16 protein-coding genes are annotated in these 19,855 nt (G+C 60.4%); 12 read left to right on the forward strand and 4 right to left on the reverse strand.

Annotated elements, in window-relative coordinates; translation table 11 throughout:
- Positions 1 to 23 precede the first annotated feature (23 nt).
- The 7 genes from DTQ13_RS07840 to galE all read left to right on the forward strand — a co-directional run bounded on the left by DTQ13_RS07840 (position 24) and on the right by galE (position 6,981).
- Entirely contained in the window at positions 24 to 1,259 is a 1,236-nt protein-coding gene (locus tag DTQ13_RS07840) for a murein transglycosylase A (protein ID WP_248460500.1), read from the forward strand.
- Positions 1,256 to 2,095 (forward strand): site-specific DNA-methyltransferase, encoded by an 840-nt coding sequence (locus DTQ13_RS07845; RefSeq protein WP_086431081.1) that lies wholly within the window; start codon positions 1,256 to 1,258, stop codon positions 2,093 to 2,095. Before DTQ13_RS07840 ends, DTQ13_RS07845 begins: the two co-directional genes overlap by 4 nt.
- 4 nt (positions 2,096 to 2,099) lie before the next feature.
- Entirely contained in the window at positions 2,100 to 2,669 is a 570-nt protein-coding gene (locus tag DTQ13_RS07850; protein WP_227449641.1) for a Smr/MutS family protein, read from the forward strand.
- Between the two features lie 154 nt (positions 2,670 to 2,823).
- Complete coding sequence (locus tag DTQ13_RS07855; protein ID WP_043560542.1) at positions 2,824 to 3,963, forward strand: ABC transporter substrate-binding protein; 1,140 nt, start codon at positions 2,824 to 2,826, stop codon at positions 3,961 to 3,963.
- Between the two features lie 37 nt (positions 3,964 to 4,000).
- Positions 4,001 to 5,047, forward strand: a complete 1,047-nt coding sequence (locus DTQ13_RS07860) for an iron ABC transporter permease (RefSeq protein ID WP_052349086.1) — start codon at positions 4,001 to 4,003, stop codon at positions 5,045 to 5,047.
- Position 5,048: 1 nt separating this feature from the next.
- Positions 5,049 to 5,846, forward strand: a complete 798-nt coding sequence (locus DTQ13_RS07865; RefSeq protein ID WP_043560539.1) for an ABC transporter ATP-binding protein — start codon at positions 5,049 to 5,051, stop codon at positions 5,844 to 5,846.
- Between the two features lie 148 nt (positions 5,847 to 5,994).
- Positions 5,995 to 6,981, forward strand: coding sequence for a UDP-glucose 4-epimerase GalE (gene galE, locus DTQ13_RS07870; RefSeq protein WP_043560537.1), 987 nt, complete (start codon positions 5,995 to 5,997; stop codon positions 6,979 to 6,981).
- A gap of 38 nt (positions 6,982 to 7,019) precedes the next feature.
- Here the strand turns inward: galE and hemF are convergent, their stop codons facing one another.
- Complete coding sequence (gene hemF / locus DTQ13_RS07875; RefSeq protein ID WP_081563047.1) at positions 7,020 to 7,925, reverse strand: oxygen-dependent coproporphyrinogen oxidase; 906 nt, start codon at positions 7,923 to 7,925, stop codon at positions 7,020 to 7,022.
- A 261-nt stretch (positions 7,926 to 8,186) separates the two neighbouring features.
- On the opposite strand from hemF, the gene DTQ13_RS07880 reads away from it, so the two are divergent.
- Positions 8,187 to 9,083 (forward strand): S-methyl-5'-thioadenosine phosphorylase, encoded by an 897-nt coding sequence (locus DTQ13_RS07880; protein ID WP_043560531.1) that lies wholly within the window; start codon positions 8,187 to 8,189, stop codon positions 9,081 to 9,083.
- Positions 9,084 to 9,158: 75 nt separating this feature from the next.
- Here the strand turns inward: DTQ13_RS07880 and DTQ13_RS07885 are convergent, their stop codons facing one another.
- Entirely contained in the window at positions 9,159 to 9,947 is a 789-nt protein-coding gene (locus tag DTQ13_RS07885; protein WP_043561370.1) for an SDR family oxidoreductase, read from the reverse strand.
- A 322-nt stretch (positions 9,948 to 10,269) separates the two neighbouring features.
- Here DTQ13_RS07885 and groES point away from each other — a divergent pair, with 322 nt between their 5' ends.
- Positions 10,270 to 10,560 (forward strand): co-chaperone GroES, encoded by a 291-nt coding sequence (gene groES, locus DTQ13_RS07890; protein WP_043560528.1) that lies wholly within the window; start codon positions 10,270 to 10,272, stop codon positions 10,558 to 10,560.
- 54 nt (positions 10,561 to 10,614) lie between these two features.
- Positions 10,615 to 12,276, forward strand: a complete 1,662-nt coding sequence (gene groL / locus DTQ13_RS07895; protein WP_043560525.1) for a chaperonin GroEL — start codon at positions 10,615 to 10,617, stop codon at positions 12,274 to 12,276.
- Positions 12,277 to 12,381: 105 nt separating this feature from the next.
- Here the strand turns inward: groL and DTQ13_RS07900 are convergent, their stop codons facing one another.
- Positions 12,382 to 15,363: an ATP-dependent DNA helicase gene (locus DTQ13_RS07900; protein WP_408902127.1), complete on the reverse strand. Its 2,982-nt coding sequence runs from the start codon at positions 15,361 to 15,363 to the stop codon at positions 12,382 to 12,384.
- Between the two features lie 106 nt (positions 15,364 to 15,469).
- On the opposite strand from DTQ13_RS07900, the gene DTQ13_RS07905 reads away from it, so the two are divergent.
- Both DTQ13_RS07905 and DTQ13_RS07910 read left to right on the forward strand, forming a co-directional pair.
- Complete coding sequence (locus tag DTQ13_RS07905) at positions 15,470 to 17,092, forward strand: lysine--tRNA ligase (RefSeq protein ID WP_248460503.1); 1,623 nt, start codon at positions 15,470 to 15,472, stop codon at positions 17,090 to 17,092.
- A 3-nt stretch (positions 17,093 to 17,095) separates the two neighbouring features.
- Positions 17,096 to 19,135 (forward strand): lysylphosphatidylglycerol synthase domain-containing protein, encoded by a 2,040-nt coding sequence (locus DTQ13_RS07910; RefSeq protein WP_232317218.1) that lies wholly within the window; start codon positions 17,096 to 17,098, stop codon positions 19,133 to 19,135.
- Here the strand turns inward: DTQ13_RS07910 and DTQ13_RS07915 are convergent.
- Positions 19,132 to 19,725 (reverse strand): 2'-5' RNA ligase family protein, encoded by a 594-nt coding sequence (locus DTQ13_RS07915; protein WP_248460505.1) that lies wholly within the window; start codon positions 19,723 to 19,725, stop codon positions 19,132 to 19,134. The genes DTQ13_RS07910 and DTQ13_RS07915 overlap by 4 nt on opposite strands.
- Positions 19,726 to 19,855 lie beyond the last annotated feature (130 nt).

Genomic DNA, 19,855 nt, shown 5'->3' on the forward strand with positions numbered 1-19,855 from the left:
TGCCGGGGTGGGGTAACTCTGTCATGATGAAACGTCGTTTCTCCTCTGCTGGTCTGGTGCTGGGCCCTCTGATGCTTCTTCTTGCCGGGTGTATGCCCGGCGCTCCCAAGGGCAGGATGGATGTTGCTCCTGTCAGCTTCAGCCAGCTCCCCGGCTGGGAGGGAGAGGACCATACGGCGCTGGTCAACATGGTGCGGCTGGAGTGCCTGCGTATCGCCCATCTGCCTGCGGGGACTTCTCTTGGAGGCGCCGTTACCCTGCCTTATGGCCGTGACATGAAAGACTGGAAGAATGTCTGCGTGGCAGCCTCGTCGGTGCGGAGTAACAGGACGGAGGCCAGACAGTTCTTCGAGAGCTGGTTCCAGCCCTACCTCGTCCAGCAGGATGCTTTCTATACGGGGTACTATGACCCTGAGGTTTCTGCCTCGCTTACACAGGGTGGAGAGTATCAGATTCCTGTTTATGCCCGCCCGAAAGACCTCCTGCGGGGGCGGGATGAAAATGGCGAGCTGGAATATGGCCATTGGGTGAATTCCGTGTTCCGGCCCTATGATGACCGGGCAACCATCAATTCTGGTTCTCTGGAGGGGAAAGGGCTGGAGCTGGCCTGGCTGAAAAGTCCTGTCGATCTGCTGTTCCTGCAGACGCAGGGCTCTGGCCGTTTGCGCCTGCCGGACGGCCAGCAGGTGTTTCTTGGTTATGATGGCCGCAATGGGCAGCCTTATGTTCCGATTGGCCGCGTGCTGGTCAAACGTGGGCTGATGAAGTCGGAAGATGTGGATGCCCAGAGCATCCGGGACTGGCTGGCCAACAATCCGGATCAGGTTGCTTCTGTCCTGGAGGCAAACCCCAGTTATGTCTTTTTCCGCCGTACGCAGCGCACGGCTGATGAAGGACCGACAGGGGGCTTTGGCCTGCCGCTGACTCCTCAGCGTTCTCTTGCCGTGGACAGGCGCTTCGTGGGGTATGGGATGCCTGTCTGGGTGAATATCAGCGGCAAGGATGCGCAGGGGCGTTTCGTGACATGGTCCCGGATGGTCTTTGCGCAGGATACCGGGAGCGACATACGGGGTGCAGCGCGTGGGGACCTGTTCCTCGGGTGGGGTGAGAAGGCCGCCAGGATTGCTGGGGACATGAAGAATCACGGTCAGATGATGGTTCTCGTCCCCCTGCCTGAGGCAAAGCAGGCTGGTGAGCAGCCGGTCGTCGGTACGGCAACGGAGGTCATGGCAGCAGGGGCGGGGCAGACAGCCAGATGATTCGTGCGCGTCGTGAGACGCTGGGGATGCATACGCTCATCCGGGGAGACTGTCTGAGTGTCATGCGGCGTATGCCCGCAGGCAGTGTGGATGTGGTGGTGACATCCCCTCCCTATAATCTGGGGCTTGCTTATCGCAGCTACAGGGACAGCCTCTCCGAGGAGAGTTATCTCGACTGGATGGAGATCATCTGCTCCAAGGTAGCCCGTGTGATGCGGGATGATGGGTCTTTTTTTCTCAATATAGCCGGGTCATCTGCCCAGCCATGGTTGCCATTCGAGCTGATGGTCCGGTTGAGGAAGCTGTTTACCCTTCAGAACCATATTTCATGGATCAAGTCCGTATCGGTAGGGGAGGTGACGCATGGGCACTTCAAGCCGGTCAATTCACCTCGCTACGTCAACCGGAACCATGAGCATATTTTCCACCTGACCAAACAGGGAGATGTGGAGCTGGACCGGCTCGGGGCGGGTGTTCCTTTCACGGACAAAAGCAACATCCATCGTCGCCAGCACAGGGAGGACCGGCGGTGTCGGGGTGATACATGGTTCATCCCCTATGAAACGGTACGGAGTCGTTCAGCCCGCTACAGCCATCCGGGGACCTTCCCCGTTGCCCTGCCGGAGCGTTGCATCCGCCTGCATGGGGTGCATCCTGAGATGATGGTGCTGGACCCGTTCATGGGAACGGGGACGAGCCTTGTGGCCGCAGAGTCGCTGAAGGTCCGCTCCATCGGCATTGAGGCCGATACGACCTATGTCCGGTTTGCACGCAAGCGTCTGCGTGCCATGATAATGCAGGGTGATACCGGCGCAGTGACGGAAGACGGGGCATAACAAGGTGGCAAGACGGACTCTGGGTGATGATGAAGCGGCGCTGTGGAAAGCTTTCGTCCGGGATGTTGCCCCGTTGCGGGGGCGAAGGGAGGCTGCGGGCAGGTTTGTCCGGGAGGAGACTGGCAAGACGGAGAGTACGGTAGCCCGCCAGTCGGAAGGGGGGCGGAATACAGGGATGATGACGGTCAGGCTGGTGATGGCCCAGTCGGCCAGGGCACCCCGTCCCCGTCCTGCCCCGCATGTGGGGGTCCGTGCTCCTGGCCTTGATGATACGCAGTGGCGTCGTCTGTCCCGTGGGCAGATGCGTGTGGATGCCCGGCTCGACCTGCATGGCTACGTCGTGCAGGAGGCTTTTGAGGAGTTTCACCGCTTCATGCAGCGCAGCCGTGTCATGGGGTGGCGCTGCGTCGAGGTCGTTACCGGGCTGGGCAGTGGCATCCGGGGAGGGAGCATCCGCCGGGAATTGCCTCATTGGCTGCATCGTGCCGACATAGCGCCCATGGTGCTGGGTGTGGTGCACAGCCATCAGGGAAATCAGGGTGCCTTGCGGCTTCTTTTGCGGAAAAAACGCTAGAAGAGGAAAGGGAGGATCATTCCGATCTTGGAGAAGGGGAAGAGGTTTTCTATAACATTAATATCGAGAATGATTATCAATTAAAGAAGGAGGTTTCATCCATGGGGGGCACGGTGTCCCTGCGGGATGACCTTTCCGGGAAAGGCGCAAGATCATGGTTTCATTGAAAGCCCTGTTTGGCTCTGCCGGCGTCATGCTGGCAGCCCTGGCTGGCGGTATGTGGCCAGTCCATCAGGCTCAGGCGAAGGATGTGCGGGACATCACGGGGGCGGTCGTGTCCGTTCCGGATCATCCCCAGCGCATCATTCTGGGAGAAGGGCGGCTGATCTACGCCCTGGAGCCTCTGGAGGGAAAGCATCTGTTTGACCGTATCGTCGGCTGGCAGGGGGAATTCCGGGAGGCCGACAGACAGAATTATGAGCAGATGCTCAAGACATTTCCGGAGGCTGACAAGGTCGCCGTGATCGGACGGACAACCGCTGATACGATCAGTCCGGAGAAGGTGCTGGACCTTCATCCTGATCTCGCCATTTTCAGCACGACCGGCCATGGTCCCGGGCAGACTGGTGATGTGACGGCCAGGCTGCGGGCAGCGCATGTGCCTGTCCTGTTTGTGGATTTCCGGCAGGACCCGGTAAAAACGACCGTTCCCAGCATGGTCATTCTCGGCCAGGCCCTCGGGCGTGAGGCAGAAGCAAAAGCCTATACGGATTTTTATGAAAGCCGCCTGAAGGCCATCCAGTCTGTCGTGGAGACAATCCCGGAGGCCCAACGCCCCAGCGTGTTCATCAACATGCTGGCCGGGGCGCGGCAGAGCTGCTGCCATACGGCAGGGCGAGGCAACATGGGAGCCTTTATCGAGGCTGCCGGGGGGCGCAACATCGCAGCCGATCTTCTACCGGGTTATATCGGCGATGTTTCGGCAGAGATGGTCATCGCCAAAGATCCCGACGTGCTGATTCTGGATGGCACCCGGGGGCCGGGCAACAGCGGGCCGGGCCTGAAGATGGGATCACAGGTGACGCCGGAGATGGCACAGGCCTCTCTTGCAGCCCTGCTGAAAGCGCCTGAACTCGCCGGGCTTGGGGCGGTCCGCAATGGACGTGCCTATGGTATCTGGCACACGTTCTATGACAGTCCGTTCAATATTCTCGCCATTGAGGTCATGGCAAAATGGTTTTATCCCGAACGCTTCAGGGATCTGGACCCGGATGCTGACCGCAGCCTGGTACAGAGCCGTTTTACAGTGATGCCGAACAGCGGGACATATTGGATCAAGGCGAATGCCCATTAAAGAGACAGAGACCAGAACAGACGGGCCATCAGACGAAATGGCCCGTCTTGCCGCACGATTGACAGGCATACAGGCATCCTATGTAAAGCTGACCCGCCACAGGGTGGGTGTCCTCTGCCTGATGGCAGGGCTGATCCTTTTTTCCATACTGCTTGATTTTTCCCTGGGCCCGGCCGGTCTTGGCCCGGCGGCCTTGTTTCATGCGCTCATGCATCCCTCATCTGGGACGAATGCCGTCATCGTATGGCATATCCGCCTGCCTTATGCCCTGATGGCGGCCCTGGTGGGCGTTGCTTTGGGAATATCCGGTGGGGAGATGCAGACGGTGCTGGATAACCCCTTGGCCAGCCCTTACACGCTGGGTGTGTCGGCGGCGGCGGCATTTGGGGCCTCTCTGGCCATCGTGCTGCATTGGCATATCCCTTATGTGCCGGAAAACTGGATGGTCCCGCTGGAGGCGTTCGTGTTTGCTGTGGGTTCGGCTGGTCTGCTGGAGCTGGTGGCCCGGGCACGGGGCCATTCCACGGCCATGGTGGTGCTGTTCGGTATTGCGCTGGTATTCACTTTTCATGCCTTCGTGGCCTTGATGCAGTTCATCGCTGATGAGGATGCTCTTCAGGACCTTGTTTTCTGGACGATGGGTAGCCTGACCCGGGCTGACTGGGGCAAGATTTCCGTCATGAGCCTCGGTTGCCTGTTGGTGCTGCCGTTCTGCTTCCGGGCGGCTCCGGCCCTGACAGCCCTGCGGCTGGGAGAGGACCGGGCAGCAAGTTATGGTGTGGATACGAAACGCCTGCGGATGATGTCTCTGCTGCGTATCAGTGTGCTGTCTGCCCTGGCTGTATCCTTTGTCGGGACGATCGGTTTCGTGGGGCTGGTTGCGCCCCACATTGCCCGCCGCCTGCTGGGGGAGGATCATCGTTTTTATCTGCCCGGGGCTGCCCTGTGCGGTGGGCTCATCATGTCGCTGGCCTCCATCGCGGCCAAGAACATTCTGCCGGGGGTCGTGATTCCGGTGGGGATTGTTACCTCACTGGTGGGAATTCCTTTCTTCCTTGCCGTGGTTCTGAGAAAGGGGGCCTGAAATGGGGAACTGTCAGACACATCAGCTGGAAGTTGAAAATTTCAGTGTCCATTATGGGCGGCGGCAGGTCCTGCATGACATGACGCTTGCCCCCATGCGGGCCGGGCGTGTGACGGCCCTGCTGGGGCCGAATGGCTCGGGCAAGTCCACCTTCATGCGGGGGGTTGCCGGCCTGACCCGGGCGGAGGGGTGTGTTCGCCTTGCCGGGCAGGATCTTTCAAAACTGGGGGTTGGTGAGCGGGCCAGGCTGGCTGCCTATCTGCCACAGAGCCTGCCGCCTGCCGTTCATCTTCAGGTGATCGAGGCGGTGATGGTGGCCCGTCGGGCGGGGGAGGCCGTGTCTGCCGAGTGTGCCCTGCGGGAAAGCACCGACGTTCTGGAGGAATTGGGTATCGGCAGGCTGGCCCTCCGCTACATGGATGAACTGTCCGGTGGTCAGCGGCAGATGGTGGGACTGGCGCAGGCCCTGGTGCGCCGTCCGGCCATGTTGCTGCTGGATGAACCCTTGAGTGCGCTGGACCTGCGGTATCAGTTTGCCGTCATGGACGTCGTCCGTCGTGAGACACGGAAACGTGATATCGTGACGCTACTGGTTGTTCACGATCTGAACATCGCTCTGCAACGTGCTCATGATGTTGTCTATATGCGGGATGGTCGGCTTGTGGCACAGGGGGCTGTCATGGCCGTGACAACACCTGCCGTGCTGGGAGATGTCTATGGTGTCCAGACCCGTCTGGAGGTCTGTCCCCGTGGGCTGCCCCATGTGCTGGTGGATGGCATTATTGGGAGTGATGGCTGAGGCACTGTGCTGCCGGAAAGTCCCATGATGACCCGCACGGATACCATGGCGTGTTTGTCAGGTAGGGACAGGATGAGCCATTGCCCAGTAACGGACTGTTTTCAGATGTCGTGAGTTCTTTCGGGGCTTTTCTGGTCAGGAGGCCCCGATGCGTTATCTCGTGACGGGTGGTGCCGGTTTTGTTGGCAGTCATGTCGTGCTTGCCCTGCTGGATGCAGGGCATGAAGTTGCTGTTCTTGATGATCTGAGCACAGGGCATCGGGCAGCCGTGCCACCTGGCGTCCCTTTCTTTCTGGTCGATCTGGCCAGTCAGGAGGCCACAGCGGGTGTGATGGCCCAGGGGCCGTGGGATGGTGTGCTGCATTTCGCTGCCCTGTCCCGTGTTGGTGACAGTGTGAGAAGGCCCCTCCATTATCTGAGGCGGAATTATCTCACCACGCTCAATCTCATCGAAGCCTGTGTGGCCCATGGCGTGAAGAAATTTGTCTTTTCCTCCACAGCGGCACTGTTTGGAGGAACGGAGCGCACTGGCCTCATTTCAGAAGCGGCATCTGTTGATCCCGGTTCCCCCTATGGGGAAAGCAAATTCATGATCGAACGTGTCCTGCATTGGGCTGACAGGATATACGGCATGAGAAGCGCCTGCCTGCGTTATTTTAATGCTGCTGGGGCCGATCCCGCTGGAAGGGCAGGTGAAGATCATCGGCCTGAAACGCACCTGATTCCTTTGACGATCGAGGCTGCGTTGGGAATGCGGCCAACGCTGAAGCTGTTTGGCCTGGATTATCCAACGATGGACGGGTCCTGTATTCGTGACTATGTGCATGTCGCCGATATTGCCGAAGCCCATCTCAGGGCGCTGGAGCAGATGGAGCAGGGCAGCATATGCTACAATATCGGGACCGGGTGTGGTTATTCCAATCTGGAGGTTATTGCCAGTGTTGAAAGGGTAAGCGGCCGGTCGGTACCTTGGGAGCCTGCTCCAAGGCGGGAAGGAGACCCTGTCAGACTGGTGGCAGACCCGGCACGACTGCACGCCGATACAGGCTGGACGCCCAGATTTGCAGGGCTTGACATGATTGTTGAAACAGCCCTGCGCTGGCGGCAGGCTCATCCGCAGGGCTATGCTGACTGATCATTCTTCAGCTCCGTATGGAGCTGGACATGAATGCTTCAGGGCCAGATGACTTCTGGTGGCATGGACATCAGGATGGCCTCGGTATTGCCGCCTGTTTTCAGGCCGAAGAGCGTCCCCCGGTCATAAAGGAGGTTGAACTCCACATAACGGCCCCGTCGCCTGAGCTGGGCCTGACGGTCTCCATCCGTCCAGGGAGTGAACATCCGCCCCCGGACGATGCCGGCATAGCTGTTCAGGAAGGCTTCTCCCACATCCCGGGTGAAGGTGAAGTCATTGGCGAGGTTCTGGCTGTCCAGCCAGTCATAGAAGATGCCGCCCAGCCCACGGGGTTCGTTGCGGTGTTTCAGGAAGAAATACTCATCACACCATTTCTTGAAGCGGGGATAGTAGTCCGGGTCGTGTCTGTCGCAGGCCTCCTGAAAGGCCCGGTGGAACGTGGCCGCATCTTCGAGGGCTTCCGGGCTTTCAGGGAACATGGGCGTGATGTCGCCACCCCCACCGAACCATCCCTTTGAGGTGATGATCATGCGGGTGTTGAAATGCGCCGCACTGACATGGGGGTTGCAGGGATGGGCCACCAGAGAGATGCCTGTGGCAAAGAAGCGTGGGTCCTCCGCCGCACCGGGAATGGTCTTGCGGAATTCTGGTGAAAATTCCCCCCAGACGGTTGAGACATTCACGCCAACCTTCTCAAAGACACGCCCCTTCATGACAGACATGACACCACCGCCACCTTCAGGCCTCTCCCAGGCCGTACGCTGGAAACGCCCCGGCAGCTCATGCCCGGCCAGAACGGGAGCGTCCCCGGCTGCTGCCTCGTCTTCCAGAGCCTCATAGGCGGCGCATATCCTGTCACGCAGGCTTTCGAACCAGCTGCGGGCCTCGTCCGTCAGGCCGGCATGGGGCAGGTCGGGCAGGGCAAAAGGCGTTGAGGATGGCATGGGCATCTCCTGATCTGTGTGGGGCAGAAATGGATGGTTTGTCACTCTGGGTTGTCATGCTGTTCATAGGCCAAAAGGCTCATTCTGGCTTACTGGCTTTTCCTGATGTTGTAAAAAGGGCAGGCAACCCTGCCTATTGATTTTTGGGTTGGTCTTCTGAAAGACTGTCCGCTATCTGATGAGAGGACTGCCGGAAGGGTTGTGCGGGACTGTGTGCCCTGCGAGCGGCGACCGGGTCGAGGCAGGATGGAGTGAGGATTTATGGTTGCAGACAAGATGATCGAACCTGTCATTGGTGTCATCGGGGGCTCAGGCCTTTATGAGATTGACGGGCTGGAAAACCGGGAGTGGCGGCGTTGTGAATCCCCCTGGGGCGCTCCTTCCGATGAGCTCCTCTTTGGCACGCTGGAGGGGGTGCGCTGCGTGTTTCTGCCCCGTCATGGCCGTGGGCATCCCATTCCGCCCTCACGTCTGAATTACCGTGCGAACATTGATGCCCTCAAGCGGGCCGGTGTGACGGACATCATCTCTCTCTCTGCCGTGGGGTCTCTGAAGGAAGAGCTGGCTCCGGGCCATTTTGTGCTGGTGGATCAGTTCATTGACCTGACACAGGGGCGTCCCCGGACCTTTTTTGAGGAAGGCTGTGTGGCCCATGTCAGCATGGGTGAGCCGGTTTCCGCCCGCATGGCCACCACGCTGGCTGATGAGGCCGAAAAGCTGGGTATCACGGTTACACGGGGCGGGAGCTATGTCGTGATCGAGGGGCCGCAGTTTTCCACCCGGGCCGAGAGCGAGCTTTATCGCTCATGGGGGGCGTCGGTCATCGGCATGACGAACATGCCGGAGGCCCGTCTGGCCCGTGAGGCAGAAATGAACTATGCCACCGTTGCCATGGTGACCGATTATGACTGCTGGCACGAAGAGCATGAGCACGTCACGGTGGATGCTGTCGTCCGTACCATGAAGAGCAACTCCAAACATGCCCGGGAGCTTGTTCGCCGGGCCATTCCGGCCCTTGGCAAGGCCCGCCCCATCTGCACCGGTACCGGTGCAGCCGAGCGTGCGCTGGACAATGCCATCATCACGCCGCCGGAAGCCAGAGACTTCTCCGTTCTGGCCCGTCTGGACGCTGTTGCGGGGCGTGTGCTGTTCAGCTGAGCGCCAGCCTGATGGCTTTGTGAAGGGAGGGCCTCCCTGCCGGATGGCGGGGAGGTCTTTCTGCATGCAGGGCTTTCAGAAACCGTGAAGTAGGCCCCCGTCAACCGGGATGCGGGTCCCGGTGATGTAGGCCGCCAGAGGGCTGGCCAGAAAGGCGGCCATGTGCCCCAGCTCTTCGGGTTGGCCGTAGCGGCCTGCGGGCACGCCGTTTTCTTTCTGCCTGCGGAACTCTTCGAGCGGAATACCAGCCTTTTCAGCCCGTATTCTGTTCAGGGTGGCGACGCGGTCCGTCTCGAAGCGGCCGGGCAGCAGCGTATTGACCGTCACGCCATCATGGGCGACCTCCCGGGCGAGGGTTTTACCCCAGCTGGCCAGTGCGGAGCGGAGTGCGCTGGAGAGAACGAGGTTGGGAATGGGCTCCACGATACTGGTGGAGGACACCATGATGATCCGGCCGAACTGTCGTTGCCTCATGCCCGGCAGATACTGGCCGACAAGCTGCATGACAGGCAGAAGCATCGTGGCGGTTTCTTTCTGCCAGAGTGCCGGATCGCAGGCCGTGGCAGGCTCCAGGGGCGGTCCGCCGCCATTGCCGATGATGATGTCCGTCTCCGGCATGATATTCTGGAGGGCTGTCAGGCAGGTCTGTACGCTGTCTGGTGCCGAGAAATCCACGGCATGCCAGTGCGGGGTGATGCCGGTATCGGCTGCCAGATCATGAGCGGCCTGCCGCAGTCTGTTTTCATCACGGGCCAGCAGACAGGGGCGGACGCCTTCCCGTGCCAGGGATCGGGCAATGCCCAGTCCCAGCCCCCGGCTTCCTCCCATGATGATGGCTGTTCGTTCTTGCAGATGCAGGTCCATGATGGCCTCTCCTGATCCTGTAAAGACGCCCCTTTTCAGGGAATGGAAAAGAGAAGTTTTCACCTCTTCGTGGTCAGGAGCAAGAGGGAATGAAACGGTGTGGTTCATGACAGGATGCGCCTGTTCATGAATGTTTGTTTAAAAGTAAGAACGATTAAAAAATCTCCGGTGCCTCGGAGGGGAGTTCTTGACGCTACAGGGGGGCATCACTATCTCTCATTCGCCCCGTTTGATCGGGGAGTTTACTGGTGCGCTGCTAGAATGAGCGCAATAACCCGGCTGCGCTGCTTTATGGAAGGGCCAGCCTAAAATGGAGTGATCCATGACGAAGTTTCGTCCCCTTCACGACCGTGTAGTGGTCCGCCGTCTGGACGGTGAAGAAAAAACCGCCGGTGGCATCATCATTCCTGAAACTGCCAAGGAAAAGCCGATGGAAGGCGAGGTCCTGGCCGTTGGGTCCGGTGCCCGCAATGAGCAGGGTCAGGTCGTGCCGCTGGATGTCAAGGCTGGCGACCGTGTCCTGTTTGGCAAGTGGTCCGGTACCGAGGTGAAGATCGGCGGTGAAGACCTGCTGATCATGAAAGAGAGCGACATTCTGGGCATCGTCGGCTGAGGCCACATTCCCGGACATTTTTCTCTCCGACCATCTTTGAAGGAATTAGGTGTTATGGCTGCTAAAGACGTGAAATTTGGTGCTGATGCCCGTGAGCGCATGCTCCGTGGTGTTGATATTCTTGCCAATGCCGTGAAGGTGACGCTCGGTCCGAAGGGCCGCAATGTCGTTCTGGACAAGAGCTACGGTGCTCCCCGCATCACCAAGGACGGCGTTTCCGTCGCCAAGGAGATCGAGCTGGCCGACAAGTTCGAGAACATGGGCGCACAGATGGTGCGTGAAGTGTCCTCCAAGACCAACGATGTGGCTGGTGACGGCACCACGACCGCTACCGTTCTGGCCCAGGCCATCATCCGTGAGGGTGCCAAGGCTGTCGCCGCCGGCATGAACCCGATGGACCTGAAGCGTGGCATCGACAAGGCCGTGCTGCGTGTTGTGGAAGAGCTGAAGACCCGCACCAAGAAGATCTCCTCCCAGGATGAGATTTCCCAAGTTGGCACGATCTCTGCCAACGGCGAGTCCGAAGTCGGCAAGATGATCTCCGAAGCCATGGAGAAGGTCGGTCACGAGGGTGTCATCACGGTGGAAGAGGCCAAGGGCCTGCACACCGAGCTGGATGTCGTGGAAGGCATGCAGTTTGACCGTGGCTACATCTCCCCGTACTTCGTGACGAACACGGAGAAGATGACGGCTGATCTGGAAAACCCCTACATCCTGATCCATGAGAAGAAGATCTCTTCTCTCCAGCCGATGCTGCCGCTGCTGGAAAGCGTCGTGCAGTCTGGCCGCCCGCTGCTGATCATCGCCGAGGAAGTCGATGGTGAGGCTCTGGCCACGCTGGTCGTCAACAAGCTGCGTGGTGGCCTGAAGATCGCTGCCGTGAAGGCTCCGGGCTTCGGTGACCGTCGCAAGGCCATGCTGGAAGACATCGCCATCGTGACCGGTGGTCAGGTCGTCTCCGAGGATATCGGCATCAAGCTGGAATCCGTCACGCTGGATATGCTTGGCACGGCCAAGAAGGTGCATATCGACAAGGAGAACACCACCATCGTCGAGGGTGCCGGTGCCGCCGAGGGCATCAAGGGCCGTTGCGCCCAGATCCGCTCTCAGATCGAAGCCACGACATCCGACTATGACCGTGAGAAGCTCCAGGAGCGTCTGGCCAAGCTGGCTGGTGGCGTTGCCGTCATCCGCGTCGGTGGCAGCACCGAGGTCGAGGTGAAGGAGCGTAAGGACCGCGTTGATGATGCCCTGCACGCAACCCGTGCGGCTGTTGAGGAAGGTATCGTCCCGGGTGGTGGTACGGCTCTGGCCCGTGCAAGCCTGCTGTTCGATGACCTGACCTTCGAGAATGACGACCAGCGTGCTGGTGCCCAGATCGTTCGCAAGGCTCTTCAGGCTCCGCTGCGCCAGATTGCCCACAATGCTGGTGAAGATGGTGCCGTGATTGCTGGCAAGGTGCTGGAACTGAGCAACTACAACGAAGGCTTTGACGCCCAGAAGGGTGAGTACAAGGACCTCGTGGCTGCCGGTATCATTGACCCGACCAAGGTCGTCCGCACGGCCCTTCAGGATGCAGCCTCCGTGGCTGGCCTGCTGATCACCACCGAAGCCATGGTTGCCGAGCGTCCGGAGAAGAAGTCCGACGATGCTGCTGGTGCCGGTATGGGTGGCATGGGCGGAATGGGTGGCATGGGTGGTATGGGCGGCTTCTGATCGCTCATCCTTCCCCATCCCGGTCACTCTGGCCGGGATGGCCTCCTGTCCCGTACAGGCAGAAAGAAAAGCCTCGCTCTTTCGGGAGCGGGGCTTTTTTGTGTTTTACCTGTTCAGGAAGCCGTCAATGTCTGTCAGTGCTTCGCTCAGCGGTAGACGCTGGACAGGTACGCCATCAGGGAAGGCGGAGAGAAGGCGGGACGGCATCCGGCTGTCCAGAATGATGAACACGCCCCGGTCATCAGCACGGCGGATGAGACGGCCGAAGGCCTGGCGCAGGCGCATCCGGGTGATGAGGTCGTCATAGTCACCCGGCCTGCCGCCGGACAGATGGCGGCGGCGTTCCCGGTGTAGGATGTCGGGCCGGGGCCAGGGGGTGCGCTCCATCACCACCATGCGGAGGGCCTCTCCGGGAACATCCACGCCATCCCGCATGGCATCCGTGCCCAGCAGGCAGCTGTTCGTCTCGGTACGGAAGACATCCACCAGCGTGGCGTTGTTCATGGCGTCCACATGCTGGGCGTAGAGGGGGATGTTCTTCATCCCCAGCGGCTCATGGATGCGGCGGTGGACCTCTTTCAGCCGTTGAATGGCTGTGAAAAGCCCCAGAGCTCCTCCATTGGCGGTTTCAAAAAGAGCCTGAAAGGCCTGCGCCTGTGCTGCCGGGTCCCGTGAGACATCCGTGATGATGTAGGCCCGTGTCTGGTGGGCATAGTCGAAGGGACTCATCAGGGCAGCCCGCATGGGGGGCTTGAGGAAATGCGCCGTGCCCAGTCGTCGCTCAGCCTTTTCCCATCCGGCTTCCCCGTCTTCATCCGGGCTGCGGTCCCGCAGGGTGGCGGAGGTGATGAGCAGCCCGTGCGTGGTGCTTTGCAGGGTGCTGGCGAAGGGAATGGTCGGGTCCAGCCAGTGGCGGTTCAGGGCAATGTCGTGTCCTCCCTGGAGGAGCCGTGTGGGGGGTAAAGGCTCCCGGTGGATGAAGTCCACGTAGGTCGGCAGGCTTGTCTGGGCAACGGGTTGCTCCATGATGGCCCGTACCATGCTGATCCACCCTTGAAGGCGGGAGAGGGCACGGCGATGCAGGCTGCGTATGGTTCCCTCCAGCCGTTGCTGGAAGGCTGTATCGGGGTCTTCCTCCTGCGCTTCCAGAGCTTCCTGAAGGTGCCGGATGATCCGGTCCAGCGGGGTGACGATGTCCTGAAGGGCCGTGAGCAGGGTTTCGGCGTGCTCACGCAGCGGGGCGGGTATGGGGTGCAGGTCGCATTCCTGGCGAGGATAATGGCCCTGCTGGCCGCGGGTCTGCATCTGTATTTCCGCTATGCGGGCATCCAGATGCATGTCCAGCATCTGGAGGAACGCCTCGGCCGGTTGGGGGAGGGACGCTTCCTCGACCATGGCGAGGGGGAAAGGGTCTTCCTCATCGTCATCAGGCGGGGTGGCAGGCCTGTCTTCCAGCGGGGGGACGTCTGGTGGCGGCGGGGCCATGCGGGCCTGCCGGGCCTCATGCAGGCGTCCGCTCCAGCCGGGGCGTGGCAGGCCTTTCTGTGTGGCAAGGACAAGCTCCTGAAGGGCATCCTTGAGGGCTGGCAGGCGCTCCATCAGGTCTTCCATGCGGCGCATCAGGCCACGGGCACGGGAGCGGCTCCCCTCAGCCCCGAGTATCCAGCGGCGCAGGTCGGCTGCTTCCAGCCCGGAGAAGACCAGAGAGAAGGCACTGTCTGCTGCATCAGGGATATGATGGCCTTCATCAAAGACATAACGGGTGGGGACGCCATTTTCGTCTGCCAGATTGCCGGGTGCCATGTCCTGCGGCAGCATGGCGTTCCACGCTGCCTGGGACAGGACGAGCGCATGGTTGGCGATGACGAACCGGGCATGTTGTGCACGGCGTATGCCATGCTCGATGAAGCAGCTCTGATAATGCGGGCAGGCGGAATGGATGCACTCGCCCCGCCGGTCGGCAATCATGTTCAGCAGCCCGGGCTGGAACAGGTCCCCGAACCAGCCGGGAAGGTCGCCCCCCATCAGGTCGCCATCTTCCGTGGTCTCGGCCCAGAGAGCGAGAAAGACCAGCGGGATGAGGCCAGGCTGCGCCTGTGGCTGGCGGTTGAGAAGGGCGGTGGTGATATCTTCCAGGTTCAGGAGGCAGAGATAGTTTTCCCTCCCCTTGCGGATGACGGCAAGTTCATGCCGTTCTGTCGGATCGGGGTAAAGACGGGTCAGTTCCTGTTCGATCTGCCGTTGCAGATGGCGGGTATAGGTACTGACCCAGACAGCTCCGTCATTCTTTTCGGCCCAGAGGCTGGCCGGGGCGATGTAGCCCATTGTCTTGCCCGTGCCGGTACCCGCCTCGGCCAGCATGATGTTGGGGGCATTGGCGACATCCCGGGGGGTGAAGGCGTAGCTGGTGGCCGAGGCAAAATCGGCCTGACCGGGGCGGGGTTCTGCATGCCTGCCCAGCAGGGCGGAAAGACGCCTGCGGGCTTCCTGCTGGCTGACTGGCTGGCTGCCAGCAGGGGGACGGGGCGCACGCTCCTCCCACTGGGGCAGGCGCCGCCATATTTTCAGGGCATCAATTTCTCTGGATCGTCCCGAAGATGCAGAGGGAGGAGGCAGGGCCTCTTTCACGATGTCGTGCCAGCTCCATCCGGCCTGGTCCAGAGTGGGCAGCAGAAGGTGGAGCGTGGCGATTTTCTGGGGAGGCTGTCCTGACAGCTCATCCAGAAGGTGCTGGGCAATACGGTAGAGACTGTCGGCCTGTAGGGGAGCTGTATCCGTCGGTTCTGCAAGGCCCAGCTCCAGGGCGAGGCCACGGGCTGTCGGGGTCAGGCTCCGGGCCGGATGGACGAGAAGGAAGAGTTCCAGCAGGTCCAGCCAGGGAGCAGGAGGAGGTTCCGGGGGCAGTTCCAGCAGGCGGAGCGTGGCAGGCCCGTGGATGAGCAGCGGCGGCGGCAGCTGGCGGAGCATGTCCCGGACTTCGGCAAGGGGAATGTCCAGCACCTCACCATCAGGCGTGATGAGGGAGGAGAGGCCATGTCGTGCGATCAGGGCTGGCGCATCAAGGTAGGAGCGGAACAGGCTGGGCATGCTCCAACTCATACACAGGAAGTCCTCCTTCTGCGAGGGGAAAGCAGTGCACGTCCCGCCTGCATACTTGACCAGAGGGGGGAGGGTTCATAATTAACGTAGTCTTATGCAGAACAAAACGCCTTCTCCCCAGAATGATTCGTCTTTCCCCAAGCTCTGGCCGTTTGAGGAAGCCCGTAAACTGGCCACCCGTGTGGCAGACAGGGACCCCAGCAAACCGGTTCTGATGGAGACAGGCTACGGGCCTTCCGGCCTGCCGCATATCGGTACGTTCGGCGAAGTGGCCCGGACGACATGGGTCCGGCAGGCTTTTGAGAAGCTGACAGGTCGCCAGACCCGTCTTCTGGCCTTTTCTGATGACATGGATGCCCTGCGCAAGGTGCCGGGCAATGTCCCCCAGCAGGAGATGCTGGCTGAGCATCTTGGCCTGCCGCTCTCCCGTATTCCCGATCCGTTTGGCACGCATGAGAGTTTTGCGGCGCACAACAATGCCCGCCTGCGCCAGTTCCTTGATGCGTTCGGGTTCGATTATGAATTTGCTTCTGCAACCGATTACTACACGTCCGGCATCTTCGATGCGGCGCTGAAGCGTGTTCTGGAAGAACATGACCGCATCATCGAGGTGATCGCTCCCACGCTGGGCAAGGAACGGCGGGCGACCTATTCCCCTGTGCTGCCGATCCATCCCGAGACGGGCCGTGTCATGCAGGTGCCCATCATCAGCGTGAATCCGGATGCCGGAACAGTCGTCTGGAAGGACGAGGACGGGAAGAGCTTTGAGACATCCGTCTATGGCGGGCAGGCCAAGATGCAGTGGAAGGCCGACTGGGCCATGCGCTGGTATGCTCTAGGTGTCGATTATGAGATGTCCGGCAAGGACCTCATCGACAGTGTGAAGCTTTCCTCCAGGATATGCCGCATTCTTGGCAGTGAGCCACCGCTGAACCTGACCTATGAGCTGTTCCTCGATGCCAATGGGCAGAAGATCAGCAAGTCCAAGGGAAATGGCCTCTCTGTGGAGGAATGGCTGCGGTACGGCCCGTCGGAGAGTCTGGCTCATTACATGTTCCAGCAGCCGACCCGTGCCAAAAGGCTCTATACGGACATGATCCCCAGAGCCACGGATGAATATCTGGCCCTCGTGCAGAAGGGTGAGCAGCAGAGCGCAGAGGAGTTCCTTTCCAACCCGGTATGGTTCATCCATGAAGGGAAACTGCGCCCGCAGGATACCAGCCCGGTTTCCTTCACAGCCCTGCTGAATCTGGCCAGCGTGGCCAATGCCAGGGAAGTGGAGACACTCTGGAAGTTCCTGCGGCGTTATGATTCCAGCCTGTCGCCAGAGACACATCCTTATGTGGCACAGCTGGTGCAGCACGCTCTGGATTACTTCAATGAGCGTGTCCGTCCGACCAAGGTGTTCCGTGCTCCGACGGAGACAGAGCGCAAAGGTCTGGAAGACCTCGCAGCAACGCTGAAGACGGTGCCGGACAATGCGACCCCGGATGATGTGCAGAATGTCGTATTTGAGGTCGGCAAGCGTTACTTTGCCAAGCCGGAGCTGCGGTCCTGGTTCGGGTGCCTGTATGAGGTGCTGCTGGGGCAGAAAGAGGGCCCCCGCTTCGGCATTTTTGCGGCTTTGTTTGGCCTGAAGGAGACTGTTGCCCTCATTGATGAGGCTCTGGCACGTCCTGTTGAGCCTGCCGGGGCAACGGAGGAAACCAGAGGCTGAGGCATGACGGCTCCCTCCGGTATGCCAGATGGTGCGGATGCCTCTCCGTCACTTGCTGACGGACGGCTGCGGCGTTTTCTGACGCGTCTGCCGGCCATGGTGGGGCTGGTCCTGCTCATTTTTGCGGGGCTGGTGATCTGGCGGGAGCTTCAGCATCTGTCCCTCCAGCAGGTGATGGCGGGGCTTCATGCCATTCCTGCCGCCGCCTTGTGGAAGGGGGCCGGGGCAACCATTCTTTCTTATGCCATCCTGTCTTTCTACGATGGTCTGGCCTGTCATCATGTGCAGGCGGGCATTTCGTGGCGGCGGTCAGCCTTTGTGGCGTTCTGTTCCTATGTCCTGTCCCATAATCTTGGGTGCGCAGCCATTTCGGGCACGGCTGTGCGCTACAGGCTCTATCGTAACTGGGGTGTGCCGGGGATCAAGATTGCGGCCATCGTGGCGTTCTGTTCCGTCACCTACTGGCTGGGGATGCTGGGGCTTGTGGGGTTCATCCTGCTGGCCCAGCCGGGCATTATTCCTTATGTTCGTCATCTGCCGCCCTGGGTAACTGATCTTGGGGGAGCAGCCTGTTTCTCTGTCCTGCTGGCCTATGTGCTTCTGCCCTGCTGGAAGCAGGAAGTGCATATTGGCAGGTGGACATTGCGGTTTCCAGACTGGCGGATCGGGCTGGGGCAGATCCTGTCCAGCATGGCGGACATGTCTGCTACCGCCCTGATCGCCTGGTGTGTGCTGGATACGCTGCCCAATGGGAGCGGCCTGACATTTGGCGGGTTTCTGGCCATCTATATCGGGGCTTACACGGCCGGTCTGCTGGCCAATGTTCCGGGTGGGCTGGGAGTGTTCGACAGCACCATGCTGCTGGCGCTGTCCCCGTGGTTTTCCGTGCCGCACATCATGGCAGGGATTCTGGTTTTTCGCCTGTTCTATTACATCATTCCCCTGCTTCTGGCGGGTGCCATGTTTGCCGGGCATGAGCTGTTCATAAAAGGGGCACCTCTGCTGGCCCGGTTTGGCAGGACCGTGGAGCACAGCCAGAGTTTGCGTTCATCTGAAGCGGATTTCGCCACGATCGTTGCCACGGGCAGTCAGGCCGTGCTGGGCATCGTCATCGTGGTTTATGCCCTTCTGGCACCATTGCCTCCGTTCCATTCTTTCTGGAGTGCGGTCCTTCTTCAGGGCGCCGCTTTTCTGCTGACCCTCATCGGGGTGATGCTCGTCGGCCTGTCTCTGGGGCTGTCCCAGCGGGTGGCGTTGGCTTGGCGGCTTTCTGTCGGGGCTCTGTCCATCACGCTGTTGATCCTGACCGTAAGGCAGGCCCATTGGGTGGCTTTTCTTGTCGTGCTGGCCGTGCTGTTCGTTTTGCTGCCATTCCGCAAGACCTATTACAGGCAGGCTTACTGGCGGGTAGAGCCGTTTTCTCCTTTTGTTCTGGCGCCATTCTCGCTCTGGCTGTGCGGGTTGGCCGGTGTCAGCTGGATCGCCCGTCAGCGGCATCTCGGGCATGTCTGGTGGCGTTCTATGGTTCATGATGCCCATACGGCGGTCGGGCGCTGGTTTCTCGGTGGTGCGGCCGTGTGCTGTCTGCTGGGGCTGTGGTTTGCCCTGAGGAAAGCACGGCTGCATCTTCTCCCATGGAACATGGATGCCCGGGTGCAGTACGCCTGCCTTCAGGATTCAGCAGAGGCTCTTTCCCTGCCGTGTGAGCGCCTTTTCGTGCCTGATGGCATGTTGTCGGATGCAACAGGGAAAGCTGCCTGCGCGGTGGTCCGGCTGAAGCCTTTCCTGCTGTCGGAGCCAGTGCTCCTGTGTCTGGGCGGAGCTGTGGGGGCACGGGGACAGCGGGGTGGTGCTGTCTGGCGGCTGCGGGATTACGCCGTGCAGGAAGGGTGCCAGCTGGCCGTCCTTCAGCAGGGAGCACGGCAGGCGGACATCTACGCCTCTTTCGGCCTTGGTCTTTTTTCTCTTGAAGGCGACGAGGGATGGTTTCTTGTCTGCCGGCCGGAAGATTATCACGCCCTGAAGCTGCTGCTGGGCCTTTAGAAAAACCCGTTTTCCTCATCAGCCAGAAGAGGGCTGACGTGCGGCAGGGCAAGCCCCGGCTGGGCCGGGTAGGCTTCCAGAATCTGGAGATGGGGGCCGGTGCCAGAAGGCAGATGCTCTACCAGACTGATGTGGTCTACTGTCATTTCAGAGCTGTGAAAGAGGTTGTGCCGCTGTATCCATGGGATGAGATCGGTCGGGGAGGCCGGTTCCAGCCAGGCAATGGTCACTTCCGGGACGATGGCACGGCGGGGCAGGGAGAGGCCTGCGCGGCGGAGGGTGCTGGCAAGCCGCTTCTGCAAGGCAAGCAGCGGAGCCTGCGGAGTGAGGCTGACTGTCAGCCGGTCTTCCATCTCTCCCATCTGATGGCCGACCTGATGGAGGGCCAGAGAGAAAGGTTCCCATCGCAGGTGGGACAGGGTCATGTCCAGCTCCTCCATCTCGTGGCGGCTGTTTAGGTAGCCAAGGGGCTGGAGGGGGATCAGACACTGTTCTGCCGGTGACCAGCGGACATCATCCAGACTGCCACGCAGCAGGCCAAGTTCTGCCTGTATGGTGGGGGACAGCGTGAGGGCGAGGGAAAGATTCATGGGGCCTCCCGCAAATCAGGGAGATTAACAAAAAGAAAGTCAGGGTCTTGTCCTGAATTCTTGACTTGGGAAGAAACTACCCCACATTCTACGGGAACGATAGGGGCGGGCCCAGTGAGTCCCCCCTGAA

The organism is Parasaccharibacter sp. TMW 2.1888, from assembly GCF_023167265.1.
Lineage (GTDB): Bacteria > Pseudomonadota > Alphaproteobacteria > Acetobacterales > Acetobacteraceae > Bombella > Bombella apis.

Bases quoted from the DNA above. Each gene is read 5' to 3' on its own strand.
- DTQ13_RS07840 (WP_248460500.1), top strand. From the start codon at position 24: ATGATGAAACGTCGTTTCTCCTCTGCTGGTCTGGTGCTGGGCCCTCTG.
- DTQ13_RS07845 (WP_086431081.1), top strand. From the start codon at position 1,256: ATGATTCGTGCGCGTCGTGAGACGCTGGGGATGCATACGCTCATCCGG.
- DTQ13_RS07855 (WP_043560542.1), top strand. From the start codon at position 2,824: ATGGTTTCATTGAAAGCCCTGTTTGGCTCTGCCGGCGTCATGCTGGCA.
- DTQ13_RS07860 (WP_052349086.1), top strand. From the start codon at position 4,001: ATGGCCCGTCTTGCCGCACGATTGACAGGCATACAGGCATCCTATGTA.
- DTQ13_RS07865 (WP_043560539.1), top strand. From the start codon at position 5,049: ATGGGGAACTGTCAGACACATCAGCTGGAAGTTGAAAATTTCAGTGTC.
- galE (WP_043560537.1), top strand. From the start codon at position 5,995: ATGCGTTATCTCGTGACGGGTGGTGCCGGTTTTGTTGGCAGTCATGTC.
- hemF (WP_081563047.1), bottom strand. From the start codon at position 7,925: ATGCCATCCTCAACGCCTTTTGCCCTGCCCGACCTGCCCCATGCCGGC.
- DTQ13_RS07880 (WP_043560531.1), top strand. From the start codon at position 8,187: ATGGTTGCAGACAAGATGATCGAACCTGTCATTGGTGTCATCGGGGGC.
- DTQ13_RS07885 (WP_043561370.1), bottom strand. From the start codon at position 9,947: ATGGACCTGCATCTGCAAGAACGAACAGCCATCATCATGGGAGGAAGC.
- groES (WP_043560528.1), top strand. From the start codon at position 10,270: ATGACGAAGTTTCGTCCCCTTCACGACCGTGTAGTGGTCCGCCGTCTG.
- groL (WP_043560525.1), top strand. From the start codon at position 10,615: ATGGCTGCTAAAGACGTGAAATTTGGTGCTGATGCCCGTGAGCGCATG.
- DTQ13_RS07900 (WP_408902127.1), bottom strand. From the start codon at position 15,363: ATGCCCAGCCTGTTCCGCTCCTACCTTGATGCGCCAGCCCTGATCGCA.
- DTQ13_RS07905 (WP_248460503.1), top strand. From the start codon at position 15,470: ATGCAGAACAAAACGCCTTCTCCCCAGAATGATTCGTCTTTCCCCAAG.
- DTQ13_RS07910 (WP_232317218.1), top strand. From the start codon at position 17,096: ATGACGGCTCCCTCCGGTATGCCAGATGGTGCGGATGCCTCTCCGTCA.
- DTQ13_RS07915 (WP_248460505.1), bottom strand. From the start codon at position 19,725: ATGAATCTTTCCCTCGCCCTCACGCTGTCCCCCACCATACAGGCAGAA.